We start from the raw sequence: 13,915 nt of genomic DNA, 5'->3' as shown, positions 1-13,915 counted from the left end.
GTTGAAAAAGGCTCGGGCATTTCGACCTGCACGGCTGGGTAGATTGGTAGGCGTATCCAGCCAGCCGCATTCGTTTCTATGGAGTTATGTCCACGGTCTCAGCTCCATCGCTCGCTCGCAGGCTGCGCGTGCCCCTCATCGTTCTCGCTGTGGTGGCGACTGTGTTGTGGTTCGGCTGCGAGTGGCTAGTCAGTCGCGCCCAGGTGCAGGTGAAGGAAAGCCTGGCGGCCCGTGGTCTTTCGTTGACTTCCAAGAGTGAGTCTTGGTCGCTCTGGGGTGGCATCACGTTGCAAGACGCCGTGCTGAGCCAAGTCTCTGGGAACCGACCGCCCCTGCTCCAGATCAGCGCCCTGCATGTGGATGTGGAGTGGGGCCAGTCCTGGGAACACGGCACTGCCATCACGCGCTGGCTTGCGGAAGACGCCGTGCTCACGCTCCAGGATGAAGAAGGTGCCATCACCGTGAACCCTTTCACCCTCGATTCCGTGGTGCGTGAAGGTCAGGTGGACGTGGCGCACCTACGATTGGGCCAGGGGGCTTTGCTTGTGGATGTGAAAGGCGAAGTTCTCACTTCTACTTCCCCGTCTGAGGGCCGTGACAAGACACCGTTTACTCCCGATTGGCAGTCTCTACGTTCCGTCTTTCGCACGCTCAGCTTCAATTCAGAGGCAGGGCCATTTCAGATCACAGGCGAGTTTGCTGTGGATCTGAGAAACAGCCCGGTCATCTGGAACGCGGACCTTCGAGGAGCGGGCCAGCAGGTGGAGTGGCGCGGTGTGCCCTTAAAAAATGCGATGGTGGAGGGCCAGGTCTCCCAAGGTGGGCTGCGGCTGAGCGGCGACTTCCAGCTCACGCAAGGCAGCGCGCTGATCGAAATGAGCCGTGAGGGCTGGTCGCAGACCCCGCTCAATCTCAGCGGCACCCTCACGGACAGCGCCAACCGCAGCGATGAATTTGAGGCCGCCTATTTGGGAAGAGCTCGCACCCTCACCATCGCCCGCCTCAGTGGGCCGGCGGATCTCCTGGAACTCGCCCGCAATTATCCGTTGCTTGGATCTCAACTCCCCACTGCGCTGACGGTCAAAACGTTTCCAGACATTCTGGCCAAAGACTTTGTTTTGGACCTGAGCCAAGAGCCGCCAGTTTGGACGCTGACCAGTGCCCAGTTACGAAAACCCGCCGCCATCATCGTAACTGTGCGGGATCAACCGTTGGCGATTGAGGGCATCACCGGCCAGATTTCCCGTCAGGGTGGCCAGTGGCACTTCGATGATTTGAAGGGGCAACTCTTGGGGGGACGATTTATGCTGGATGCCAGTTATGATGGGCGCATTCTCACGGATTCGCAGGTTTCCCTCCAGGCTCTGCGGCTTGCACGGCTGAAACCTTGGCTGGGGAAAATCAGTGCTAGTTTAGATGATTCGGATCTATCGCTCACTTACCGCGGAGCCATCTGCAGCAACCCCATCCGCTCCACCGGCAGCGGCAGCCTCATCCTCTCAAACGCGCCTGTGGTCCACATCCCTTTGTTGGAACAAACCTACGCGCTGTTTCCCAAACTGCTGCCAGATCGTGGTCGCGCTGGGGCTGGCGAGTTTCAGGTCACCTTCTCCATGAACAAAGGCGTGGCCACCATTGATCCGTTCAAAGGCCGCAGCGAAGCTGTCACCGTCACCGCCACCGGCACGGTGGACTTGGTGAAACAATACGTTCAAGGCCGCGCCCGGGCGAATCTGCGTGGCGTTGTTGGCCGCATCACTCTGCCGCTCAGCCACGTCCTGACCGACATGGAAATCAGCGGCCCGCTGGATGACATCCGCGTCTCTCCCGAAGGCCCGATCGGCGGTGCCAAAGGCCTCTTTCAAGGCACGGCCAAGGCGGCCAAAGGCAGCGTGAAACTCAGCGGCAATGTCCTCAAAGAAGGACTTACCCTTCCCTTCGAAGCCCTGGGCATGTTCGGAAAACAGAAGGCCGGTGAGTGAGCGGGAATTTTGCTATTTTGCCCGTGGGTAAGTGGTCAAGAATGATTCAGGCGTCATCGCTGGAATCAGGCAGTCGGAAAAGTCGGCAATATTTCAAGTGACGATGATGTCTGCCATTCCCGAAATGGCAGCAGCCACTTGCAGGGCATCTTCAAAATCAGACAACCCGTGTTCTCTCCATCTTGTCGCTTCGGTATGGCCGACGGTGGGCACTTCTAGAAAGCCTAACAACATGTCAATCATGTCTGCTGTCTCTTCCTTTGAGTGCTGCCTGCCATGATAATAGGCGATGATGGGCAAGGTGTGCCAGGCAACCAAACCTTCGTGCATCCCTGTGTCACATAGTCCTAAAACCATGTTGCTAGCCTGTTGTCCGGTTCTCGGAAGCCCCGAGGCTTCCAGAATTAGGCAATCTAGCAGCACATTGGCATCTATGAGAAGCCGCATGTTCAACGAAGGTGCTTCTCGTTGATGTGGGAAAGCCAAAGATCGCTGGAGTCCTCAAGCTTTTGCACGGAACCGCTCCATTTCTGAACAAAACCCGTTGGTTTCCGCACCGATAAAAGCGGCTGTGTCGGGGGAACGGAAGCTTCGACGTTGAAGGAGATCAAACCGTCTTCAACATGGAAACGCACCCAATGGTCACCACTGGGCAATCCAAGCCTTTCAAGGGGGGCAGAAGCTTCCAGTGTCTTCATAGTGACGTGTAGTTTACGTCATGAAGACCACAAATACAAGCCCTCGCTGGGTGTAGGCTCTTCCGCCTATTTCCCCTGCTGCGCCCAGAAGGCTGCGGGAGGGAGGAGATCACTGCCGGTTTCGTCAAAGCGGGTTCCGATTTCTTTCAAGGGCAGGGTCTTGGCGGTGTCCAGGCCGTGGGTGATGGAGGCAGGGGTGAAGACGAGCCGCGTGAGGCCCATGCCTGCGAGTGGAGTGAGATCTGTAAGGGGAGTTTCACCGATGTGCAGCCGCTGGAGGGCGCTGCCACTGAGCGGTGACAGGTCCTTCACTTTGCTACGATGCAGGGTCAGGGAGACCAGGGGCATGCCTTTGAGGCCGGTGATACTTTCAACTGGCGTGCCGCTGAGCCAAAGCATCTGGATCGGACTTTTGGAGAGGGGTGTTACATCGGCGACCTTGGTGTCCACAATGTTTACTTCCGTGAGCGGTGCGCCTTCCAGGGCACTGAGATCAACGACAGGGGTGCGGCTAAGGTAGATCTTTTGCAGCGGCATGCCGCGTAGGGGGGACAGATCCGTGATGGGGCTGTCTTCCAGGTAGAGCTCGATGAGCTTCATGCCCCGGAGTGGGCGGATGTCCTTGATCGGGGTTCCGCTGAGGTCGAGGGCCAGCGGCTTGAATTTTTCCAAGAAGACGAGGTTGGTCACTTTGGCCTCCCGCAGACTGAGGGCTACGGGCTGGCCGTCCTCTATGCTGAACTCGCCATTGCCAGCGTATTCGTGGTTGTGGTACTTGATCTCGGTGTGGAGCTTTTCGGCGGTCCAATAAACGGCCTTGGCAGCTTCGGCGGTGGGTGCCGCCGGAGTCGGGGCAGGAGATGCCGGAACGGCAGGCGCTGGCGTTGCAGGGGCACGGGTGATTTTCTTTTCTTCACCGCAGGCAGTGAGTAGAAGGGCAAGGGCGCAGGCGGAAAGAGGAAGGCGGATCATGAGCACATGGGGAACGCAGACAGCAGGAAAGGATTTCAGCGGGACAGAAGAAAGCCACTTTAATCCCGCAGGGCCACAGCAGGGTCCACGCGCGCCGCAAACCAGGCAGGGATGAGAGCGGCCAGAAGGCAGAGCACGATGGCCAGACCGCAGATAAAAGAGAGGTCCACCATCTGGATGTGGGCGGGGATTTCGCTGAGGAAATAGATGTCCTTGGAGAAGAAATCACGACCGGTTTTTTCAGCGATCAGGTCGCGCAGATCGTTGCGGAAATGCAGAACAGTCATGCCGCCGATGATGCCAAGAATGATGCCAAAGACGGCCACAATTCCCGCCTGTACCAGGAAGATGCCGATGATCTGCTGCGCCCGGCTGCCAAGCGCGGTGAGGATGCCGATCTCACGTCGCTTTTGCACGGTGACGGTGATGGTTGTGTTCATCACGCAGATGGCGGCCACAAGCATGATGAAGAAGAGCAGGAAATACATCAGTGACTGCTGGTTTTCCACATCCCGCAGCTTGGAACCGAGGGTGTTGATCCAGGTGCGCGCATTCCAGTCCATGGGCAGCGCATTGGCCTCAAAAAGCTGCTGCACGAAGTCCTCGGCCTGGTCCGGATTGGCGAGCTCAATCTCCAGGCCGCTGACATCGCCTTCAAGGTTGAAGAGCTCCTGGCCGACATTGAGCGGCGTGTAGCAACGATCCCCGGCCGTGTCCGCCCGGACGATGGCGACGACCGTGAGGTCTCGCGGCAGGACGACGATTTCTTCGCGGGCGGCGCTGGCCTGGGCGGGGTCGGTTGTTTCTTCCGCCTCGCGGAGGTTGCGGATCATTTGACGGATCGTGTCGGAAGCGAGAATGGAGAGCACATCCCCCACTTTGACCTTCAGCTTTTTCGCCAGCTTGTCGGTGATGATGATGTTGTCCTCCTTGAGGTTAAACTCGCCCTCGAGGAGATGTTTGGAGAGCTTTTTCAGCAGGTCGTTGTCCGCCTCATCTCGCAGCCCCAAAAGCTCGGCTGCCTCAGGGTCGGAATCGCCATTGCGGGCAGCGATCATCCCTTCGGCGATGGGGGTGGCGGAAAGAACGCCCGGGCGCTGTTTCATGTCCTTCAGCACCTCACGCCAGTTGGAGCGGAAGGGCTTCGGGGCGCCTTCAGGGAGTTCCCCCACGAAAGGGCTGTCCTGCACCAAAACCACATGCGGCTCAAAGCCGAGGAGCAGTTGCTTGAACTCGACCTGCCAGCCTTTGAAGACGGACATCACCACCACCAGCACGCCCACGCCGAGCATGACGCCAAGCACCGAGATGAGCGAGATGATGGAGACCAGCGACCGCTTGGGCCGGAGGTAACGCAGAGCCAGAAAGAGAGGGGCGTTGGAAAGCATGGGGAAGGTCAGTCTCGCAGGGCCACGGCAGGTTCCACCCGGGAGGCAAACCAGGCGGGGATCAACCCGGCGACGACGCACAGGGCCACGGAAATGAGGCAGGTGAGGGTGACATCCCAGGGCTGGATGTGGGCCGGGATGGTGGAAAGGAACACTCCCTCCACTGCATGTACCTGCCCACCGGTGGCCAATGTCAGAAGGGAACGGATGTCATTGCGTAGCCAGAGCACGATCATGCTGCCCGCGAGACCGACAAAGGTGCCGATGACCCCCACCACGATGGCCTGGAGGAGAAACACATTCACGATCTGCCACGGGCGGCTGCCCAGGGCGGCCAGCACGCCGATCTCGCGCCGTTTCTGTGTGGTGACGGTGATGGTAGTGTTCATCACGGAAAAGGCGGCGACCACAGCGATGATGAGCAGGACAAACTTCATCATCGTCTGCTCATTCTGCATGGCAGCCAGGCGGGATTCGCCTGCATCTGTCCACAGCGTGAAGGTCCAGCTCGGCAGCCCAGGCTTCATTCCGGCGGCGAACTCCTTGGCCTGCTGAGGATCCTTGATTTCCATAGCGATTCCAGTGACCTCCTGGCCTAACTGGAAGAGTTTTTGGCCGGTTTTCAGTGAGACGTAGCCGTTGTAGCCGCCTGTCTCGGACCGTAGCACGCCAGAGACACGCAGGGTCTGCGGGTTCAGCTTGATGGCATCCAGGATCGCCTTTTTTTTCTCCTCGGATTCCTGGTCTTCAGCCAGGCCGTATTGCCGCACGGCCTGGTTCACATTTTGGGAGGCATAGACGCTGATCTCCTCACCCACACGCACACCGAGCTGCTGGGCGTGGTAATCGCTGATGACGATGCTGTCCTCAGGAAGGTCGAGGCTGCCGTCCAGAAGGTGGCGGGTCAGCTTGTTGAGGTTGGCGGCCCCTTCGTCGCGGGACAGGCCAAAGACCTGCGTGCCTGTCTGGTAGTCATCCCGGGCCATGTAGAGAATGCCGCCCGCGTAGGGTGCGGCGGAAACGGTGCCCGCTTGCGCGCGGGCCGCTTTAAGCGCTTCCTGCCAGGGTGGGGCGTTTTGGGCGCTGCTGTCCTTGGCCACCAGCACGTGGGGTTCCGCCCCTACAAGGGTGTCTCGGAAGTCCACTTCAAAACCGAGCATGACGGCGCGCACCACCACCATCATCAGCACGCCCACAGCGACTCCGAGGATGGAGATCGCTGTGATCACCGAGAGAAAGGAGCGTTTGGGGCGCAGGTAGCGCAGGGCTAGGAAAAGGGAGGCGCGGTTCACCATGGGCAAGGGCCACTTTGGAGTCCCCAGCGCAAAGGTCAAAGGGTCTCCTGGGGAGCTTTAGATCTGTTCACCCGATGGGGTCTGCCCAGGTGTAACCTGACCGTTGGGTTCGTAGCGTACCTGTCCATCCTGGATGGTAATGTAACGGGAGGCGGCTTCCAGTTCCTCTTTCCCCAGGCCAGGAAGCTGGAAGGTACGACCCTTCAGGGCACCTTTTTGAATGGTGACGCCTTCCACCAGTCGGCGCAGAACATCCAGCGCGGTCGATTCCTCCGCCGCGAGGTTGATTCCCGCAGCCTCCACGGATTGGCACAGGGTGCAAAGCGTCTGGGCATTCCGCTGGTCACGGGCTTGCCTCACTGCCCCCACATCGCCGCCGAACCAAGCCAGCGCCAGGCTGGTCATGATCCCTAGAATACTCAGGGTCATCAGCATTTCGATAAGGCTGAAACCGGAATGAATGTTCTGGGAATGGATCGCGGCTTTCATGCGCAATAGGATAACACCGTGAATTTATGGAATTTTTAACCCCAAGACAATCCGGAATTTCATAAATATGAGACTCGTTTGAGTAAATTATTATCATTATTGATAATATGATGATCAGGGTTCTGGTAACCTTTGTGTCCACTGACTTCATTGATGGAGAAGCCGTTTTGGTCGCCTTTTACCTTCTGGAAGAACATGGAGCGTGGTATGCTCGTATTCCTCACGACACATGCAGGTTGTCCTCCGCAAAAAAGGTCTGAAACACCGCCTTCCTCTGGCGGTGATGTGTGTGGCATGCCTCATGGCACCGCTGACGGCCCAGGAGCCGCCGAAATCGTGGACGGCCAGGGAAACGCGTCTGGCCAATGAATATCTCTCCCTGCTGGTCAGCCAGCCGGACTATGGCCGCGTGGTGGAACTGCTGTGGGCCCTGTACGAAAAGCACGGGGCTACGCCCTTGCTGCTGGAGAACATTTCTGCCCAGGCGGCAAAGACGCGCCATCCCACTGTCCTGCTGGTGCAAGGGCACCTTTTTCGCCGGGCGGGGAACCTTAAAAAGGCCGCCCAGCTTTATGACGAGGTGCTGGAGACCACCCCGAAAAATGCCGTGGCCCTCCGTTCCCGTGCGGATCTTGCCCGGGAAATGGCAGACCCTTCTCTCGCCTACAGCCTCATCCAGCGCTGGGTGGAAGGGCTGGCTGATAATGATTCCACACTCCCCCAGGCCTGGATTGAACTGGGCACACTGGCCCTGGCCGCCGGTCGTCCTGAAGAGGCGGCCAGGGCCTGGGAAAAAGCCGCCCGGCTGCGGCCTGGGGATGCGGATCTGGCCCGGCAGGTGGCCGAGCTGCTATTGCGTGCAGGCTTTGCAGACCGGGCTGCCACTTTTTACAGCACGCTGGCCGAACAGGGGGACCCGCAAAAGCGCCTCGGTGCCCTTTACGACCTCGCCAGGATTCTGGAGCAGGCCGACCAATTTGCCAAGGCGGATGCGGCCCTGCTCAAAGGACTGGCGCTTCTGGACTTCCGCGATGGGCGTTATGCAGAGTTTTTTCGCCGTCGGGTACGGCTGCATGAACGCTTCGGCAATCTGGACGATCTGCGCCAGCAGTTGCAGGCGACGGTTAACCAAAAGCCCGTCAGTGAAGCCGCTTTGCGGGATCTCGTCAGGTTCTTTGAGATCACGGTGGATCTGGATGAGCAACTTTCCGCCCTGCGCGCCCTGGTCAAGGAAGTGCCCCAGGTGGATGACTATCGCTGGGAGTTGGTGCGGGCACTTCTGGACCATGACGGTGCTGCGGAGGCCGCCACGCTGCTGGATGAGCGTATGAAGGGCGATGGCAGCGACCTGCCCGCCATCGTTTTCCTGCGTTGCGAGGCCGACCTGCGCCAGGGGAAACCTGCCGAGGCGACACTGCGCCTGCAGCAGTTGTTAGGTTCCCAGGGTCAGACGCAGGAAGTGGAAAAGCAGGCCCTTCATTTTGCCCAGACGCGGGCTCTGGATGTGGTCATCGAGCTGATCCTCAAATCCAGGGTGGAGCGGGACCCTGGCAAGGCCGAGGCGGTGTTTGAACTCGCGGGTTTTTACCGGGCACGAAAAGAACTGGCCAAGTCCGAGACCCTGCTGCGGCAGTTCACGGGGCAGGCCCCGACAGAGGTGGAAAAACAGCGACGCCTCAACGATGCGGCGGCATTTCTCGCCTCGGGCAGTGATCTGGATAGCGCCATCATCCTGGCACGTGAGGCTGCAGGGAAACCCAGTGCGGGCCGTGAGGAGTGGCTGCGGCTGGCGGACCTTTTGGCCGAGCATGGGGACAGCGATGAAGCTGCGAACCTGCTCGAAAAAGCCTGGCAGGCGAGCACTACAGATGAAGACCGCTTGGATGTGGATGAGCGGCTTTTCTCGGTGCTGATGGGGGAGCAGAAGACCGAGGCTCGTCAGGTTCAAGGCACCGCAGGCGACTTCAGGCTGCCCGATGCCTTCACTGGCAAGGGCTTTGCCAGCAGCGGAACAGAAGAGAAAATGGAGACGCCCCTTCCGGCAGCAGTCATCGGGCAGGCCAAGCGTTTATTCGACCCCTTGGTTCAAGAGGCGGATTCGCCCCAGTTGAAGGCAGTCGGCCGGGACGAGGAAGTCTTCCGTGCCGCTTGGTGGGCCATCCGCACAGAAAATGTGCCCATAGCCTACGTCTTATTCAGGCGTTTGCAGACGGACCCCGTGACGGGACTCTTGCGCGAGCTTTCGCTGGAGGCGGAAAAGCTGCTGTTGGACCTCGCTATCACGGACAAAAACAATGCCCTGGCCATGCGCTTGCTGCGGCACCTGCTGCAGCGAGATGCTTCCGGCAAAGTTCGTTATACCCTGCGTCTGGGCGAGCTGCTGATGGAGGCGGAGCAGTCAGCCGTGGCCGTGACGCAGAACAGCCGCTGGCTCTACGGCGGGGCATCCATCCCGCCCGCCACGCAGGCGGCAAAGCTGCTGGAAGAGGCCTACCGGGAGATGCCCGAGTCGGATCAGCTTCTCTCGGCCCTCACCCAGACCTACATCCTCCAACGGCGGATGGATGATGCGCTCAAACTCTGGCGGGAGGCCGTGAAAAAGGCCAGTGGCACGGCGGCGATTCCCCTCCTTGAACGGTATGGGGACCTTTTGCTGCGGCAAAACAGGCTGGAGGAGTATGTCCAGGTGCAGATTCAGATCGTCGAACGTGAGACGGATGTGAAGCGCCGCCGAGAAGCCTTCCGTCGGTTTGCGGACCGTCTGCTTTGGTCGGCTCAAGGAGGGGAGCTAGCGCCGGATGTCTCCAAGGTCCGGTTACAGCTTCTCCAAAAGGCTCTCACGGAACAAATGCGAAAGCACCCCTTTGATGGCTTTTACCATGAGGCCCTGGCTCTGGTGTATGAACGGGATGGTGATGATGCCCGCGCTTTCCAGGCCATGAAGCAGGCCTACTACACCTCACCGGAGACACCGTTTTCGTTAGGCCAGCTCCGTGAGGCTGCTTTACGGGTATCGGACCTGAAGGCGGCCATTTATTTCCAAAAGCAAATCGCCGCCACCGCACCGGCCGCGGAGTTGGCCGCCGAGTCGCGCCGCCTCGTGGAACTGCTGGAGCAGACCTTCCAAATTGCCGAGGCGGATCGCGTGCGCCGCCGTCTGGAAAGCCGCTTTTCCCAGGATGCTGCCGCCTTGGAAAACTTGGCGGAACACTACAAATCCACCGGGCAGGATGAGGCGGAGCGGCGGGTGTATGAGCAGGTGGCCCGCGTCCGTCCCTGGGATGCACGGTCGCGGCTGCGCATTGCTTTGAAAAGCCTCCGTCTCGCCGATGATGCGGCGGCTGCGAGAGATCTGCGGGAGATCCTGGAGCGCACCCAAGCCCTGGCTCCTCCGCTACAGGCTGGCAGTCCGGAGCGGCTGCCCTGGCCGCTTTCAGACCTTCGTAAATCGGGCACACCCGGCCCCGTCTCGGAAATCACGGGCCTATTAGACACGGTGCCAGGCCTGGACACCCCGGAAGTCAGCCGACTGCGCGCCTTTTTGAACCTGCCTCGGCCTGAGTTCATGGAACTGCCGGAACCGGTCGAACTGGTGCGGCTGCGGGCCATTGAAGAAATGGGGAGGTTGCTGGTCCGGCAGAAGGATGAGGCAGCCTTGCAAGTCTGGGTGAAGGAATGGAGCCTGCCGGAGAAGCTGCCAATGGAGCGTCTGTGGGCCCTTTATTATGCCGAGGCGGGACCCGACTTCCGCAGCCTTTTGCGCCAGACCTTCAAGGATACGCCGACGCTGGAGTCGCGCTTTTGCCTGCTCTGGCTCACTCTGCGTTCTCATGGGATGGAAGATGCCATCGCCTGGACACGGCAGGGCGGGCTGGCGGCTGGTATGATGGATGAGCGCAAACGGCTGATGCTGGCTGTGGTGGCGATGCTGGGAGATCTGGACACATTCCGTTTTGACAAGGGCGAGCTGGCAGGACTGGGAGCGGCACGGCTGCTGATGAATGCTTCCATTCTTGAAATCACCAGGGATTTGCAGGACCAGCAACGCTACGCGGAGGCGCTGGAGCTGGGCGAAAGCCTGCGGCGCAACTCCACGGCCCTGGCCGATGATTATGCTTTCTTCCTTTCACGCATCGCGGAATCGGCGGAACGCTGGGACCTGGCCCGCCAGTATCTTGGCATGGTGGTTCGCGGGCCTGTGCTGCCTGGAAACTATCGTGGCACCTACGATCCCTACCTTTACAGCCTGAGCACGGCAAACCGTCTGGCCAGCTCTGGCCCGGAAAGGGAAGAAACGCTGCGTGTGGCGTGGAAGCGGCTGCAGAGCATCCCGGATTCGGCCCTCACCAGATTGCGGAAATCGGCCGTGGCGGGCCTGGCCGGAGCGCAAGACACCGCGGCCAGTGAGCTGCAGGATTTCATCGCCGGAGACTTCCTGGGCGCACGGCGTATGGGGGAAACGCAGGGCCTGCTGATGCCGCAGGGATCCACTCGCAACGAAGAGCCGATGCACCTGCGCGCGCTGTGGGAGGAGACACGGGAGATCCAGGCCAGCTTCGTGCAGCAGGGGCTGGCAGGCGTGGTTCAGCAGGCCAATGAGGGGCTGGCAGCCACCTGGGGTTCCGTGGGGCTCAGCTCCCGGAGTGGCATGGAGTTTGGCGAGTGGCGGCTGGGGCACCTGATGCGCCAGCTCCGCGAGGTGGACTATCCCACACGGCTGCGGATGATCCGCGAATTTCTGGCCAGCGTGGATATGCGGCTGGAGGTCTCGGTGGATACGCTGAGCGAGTTGGGCGGTCGTCTCGAATCCCAGGGAATGGCGCGTGAGGCCATTGATGTGTATCGCCTGCTGCCGGATCGCGCGCCGGCCAATCCCGAGTATGCTCAATGGCTCATCCGTGCCAGCGAGTCGGCGCGGGAAACCCAGATGGGGCTGAAATTTACCCTTCAGCTTCTCCTGGCCGAGCCGCCCATGAAGCCGCCACAGCCAGGGAATGAAGTGCTGAGGGAAAAACATGCGTTCTTTTTGGCGCAGGACTTTGATGTGCCGGAGTTGCACCGTCGCGGCTTTTTGCCGGAGGTGACACGTGTCTTGCAGGGGCGTATCCCACATGAGGTGCCCTACCTGCGAGAACTGGCCTTGTTGCACGAGCGGTTAGGTCAGGACAAGGAGGCCCTGGCCGCTTGGGACCGGTTGCACCTCGCTTTTTCAACGAATGCGGAAAGCGGCATCTTGGCCGATGCCGAAAGCTGTCTGCATCGGGCGCGTCTCCAGCAGAAGATGGGGCGGGCGGGTGCCGCCTTGGAATCTCTGCGCATCGTGCCGCTCACGGAATCTTCAGGGGCTCTGGGGCGGGAGGTGCTGAAGCTGCGCGGCACGCTGCTGGCGGAGCAGGGCGCGTGGGAGGAATTCAACGGTCTTATGGCGGTGGCCGTGGAGCGAAAGTCCCTGGATTCCATGGCACATCTGGCTGAGCTGCTGCGTGCCCACGGTCGTGCGACCGAGGCCCTGAACCTGCTGACGCAAGGCGAGCGCCGAGTGCAGGAAAACGGCGACCGTTTTTACCTGAGGCTGGAGATTCTGAAACTCCTGGCCCACGAGTCCACCTGGACGCCGGAACGGGGACGTGCGCAAGTGGCCTCACTGTTCCGTGTGCGTAGCCGGGACCGCGAAATCCTGAAGCAGTTCACCGCCTGGATGGAAGCCCAGGCCAAAGGGGCCAATCAAAAGAACTGGGTAGCCCTCCTGCGCGCAGAAGCACGGGCCGGGCTGGACCGTCCTTTGGCGGCTCTGGCGCTCTGTGCGCTGGCTTCTGCCCTGCCTGAGACGGCAGGTGATGACATCGCCTATGGCTGGGCTGCGGCTGCGGAGGGTGACCGAGTTTGTTTGGAGTTGGGGGCGGAAGCTTTGCTGAAAGGCGGCCGTGCCCGCTGGGCTTGGGATGCTTGTCTGGCTTTGCAGGATCTGCCTACGCTGCGGCTGGATGGCCGCAAATTGCCCCTGATGGTGCGCGTGGCGCATGCCATGGGCGAGAGGGTGATCGTGCAGGAATTCTTTGCGGAAGTCATTCGCAGGAGTGTTCCTGGGGGCGTACAGCCGGTGGAGTGGGCGCAGGCGTTTGAGGATGCCGGCGAGCCTGGGCTGGCCCGAGAGCTTTACCAGGAGGCTTTACAAAAACTGGAGAGCACGCAAAGCATGCAGCCCGATCTCAGCGTGGCCTGGGTGCGTTTCCTCATCCGTCATCAGGAACCTGAGATGGCGGAGATTTATCTGATGAAGCATCACTGGGCGCTGGTGAATGATTCGGCCAGCCTCATTTTTGAGCTTTACCAAGCCTGGGGTAAGCTGGCATCAATAGAGACGGAGCTGCCAAAGTTCCACCTGCCGGTGGGTGTGGAGAAGGAAGTGCTCTTTCTCAGCCGCCGTGCGCAGGGCCTGCCTCCCCCCACCCCCCTGCCATGAAGTCACGTCTCTGCCTGCTTTTCATCACTGCCCTGATGGCCGCCTGCTCCACTGCTGAGGAGAAACAGACGCCGCCTGTCATGTCCCAGCGCATGTCAGACCGCATCGCCTCATCGCGGCGGCGGATGCAGGACCAGAATGACCGCAGTATCTATGACAAGGCCATGCAGTCCAGCATCACCAACGGCAAGGACACCGGTGGCTGGCTGGGGCGTAAGAACTACAAGTCGAACCAGTTTTCTGGCAGCAAGGCCTACACCAACACCAAGGACTTCAAAACGGGCTCCTTTGCTGGATCCTCCAGCCAGAGCAGCATGGGCAGGCAATCGTTTGCGCAGGCGGGCAAAAAATCTTCGGTGGCAGACACCACCTTTAAGACGGACTCGAGCCGTTTTGCCGGGCAGAAGGCCCGCGAGGACAGCCAGATGTTTTCAGGGTCGGACGATGTGTTTAAGACAGGCTCCGTCCGAGATGCCCTGCGCAGCCAGCAAAAGAACGACACGCCGAAATTCATCGAGCTGGAGGAGCATAAACGGGACCCGGCCTACTCCGAGGCCCAGGTGCGTCGTTTGTTAGGCCGCGAATAGCGGTTCCTGGGAAGTCCTGGCCAGCCTGGAGTCGTCATCTG

9 protein-coding genes are annotated in these 13,915 nt (G+C 60.2%); 3 read left to right on the top strand and 6 right to left on the bottom strand.

Annotated elements, in window-relative coordinates:
• Positions 1-86 precede the first annotated feature (86 nt).
• Positions 87-1,982 (top strand): AsmA family protein, encoded by a 1,896-nt coding sequence (locus ABEB25_RS05855; RefSeq protein ID WP_345735449.1) that lies wholly within the window; start codon positions 87-89, stop codon positions 1,980-1,982.
• Positions 1,983-2,075: 93 nt separating this feature from the next.
• Here ABEB25_RS05855 and ABEB25_RS05850 read toward each other — a convergent pair whose 3' ends face one another.
• The 6 genes from ABEB25_RS05850 to ABEB25_RS05825 all read right to left on the bottom strand — a co-directional run bounded on the left by ABEB25_RS05850 (position 2,076) and on the right by ABEB25_RS05825 (position 6,824).
• A complete protein-coding gene (locus ABEB25_RS05850) occupies positions 2,076-2,429 on the bottom strand; it encodes a PIN domain-containing protein (RefSeq protein ID WP_345735448.1) in 354 nt (117 codons plus the stop codon).
• Between the two features lie 2 nt (positions 2,430-2,431).
• Entirely contained in the window at positions 2,432-2,680 is a 249-nt protein-coding gene (locus tag ABEB25_RS05845; RefSeq protein ID WP_345735447.1) for a hypothetical protein, read from the bottom strand.
• A gap of 66 nt (positions 2,681-2,746) precedes the next feature.
• Positions 2,747-3,652, bottom strand: coding sequence for a leucine-rich repeat domain-containing protein (locus tag ABEB25_RS05840; protein WP_345735446.1), 906 nt, complete (start codon positions 3,650-3,652; stop codon positions 2,747-2,749).
• A gap of 59 nt (positions 3,653-3,711) precedes the next feature.
• Positions 3,712-5,040: an FtsX-like permease family protein gene (locus tag ABEB25_RS05835; RefSeq protein WP_345735445.1), complete on the bottom strand. Its 1,329-nt coding sequence runs from the start codon at positions 5,038-5,040 to the stop codon at positions 3,712-3,714.
• 8 nt (positions 5,041-5,048) lie between these two features.
• Positions 5,049-6,335 (bottom strand): FtsX-like permease family protein, encoded by a 1,287-nt coding sequence (locus ABEB25_RS05830; RefSeq protein WP_345735444.1) that lies wholly within the window; start codon positions 6,333-6,335, stop codon positions 5,049-5,051.
• Positions 6,336-6,392: 57 nt separating this feature from the next.
• Entirely contained in the window at positions 6,393-6,824 is a 432-nt protein-coding gene (locus ABEB25_RS05825; protein ID WP_345735443.1) for a type II secretion system protein, read from the bottom strand.
• 229 nt (positions 6,825-7,053) lie between these two features.
• On the opposite strand from ABEB25_RS05825, the gene ABEB25_RS05820 reads away from it, so the two are divergent.
• Both ABEB25_RS05820 and ABEB25_RS05815 read left to right on the top strand, forming a co-directional pair.
• Positions 7,054-13,287: a hypothetical protein gene (locus ABEB25_RS05820; protein ID WP_345735442.1), complete on the top strand. Its 6,234-nt coding sequence runs from the start codon at positions 7,054-7,056 to the stop codon at positions 13,285-13,287.
• Positions 13,284-13,874 (top strand): hypothetical protein, encoded by a 591-nt coding sequence (locus ABEB25_RS05815; protein WP_345735441.1) that lies wholly within the window; start codon positions 13,284-13,286, stop codon positions 13,872-13,874. The genes ABEB25_RS05820 and ABEB25_RS05815 overlap by 4 nt, the downstream gene beginning before the upstream one ends.
• Positions 13,875-13,915 lie beyond the last annotated feature (41 nt).

Origin of the sequence: Prosthecobacter algae (assembly GCF_039542385.1) — a bacterium.
Taxonomy (GTDB): Bacteria; Verrucomicrobiota; Verrucomicrobiia; order Verrucomicrobiales; family Verrucomicrobiaceae; genus Prosthecobacter; species Prosthecobacter algae.
The sequence above is the reverse complement of the archived record's forward strand: the minus strand, read 5'-3'. Positions and strand labels throughout refer to the sequence as shown.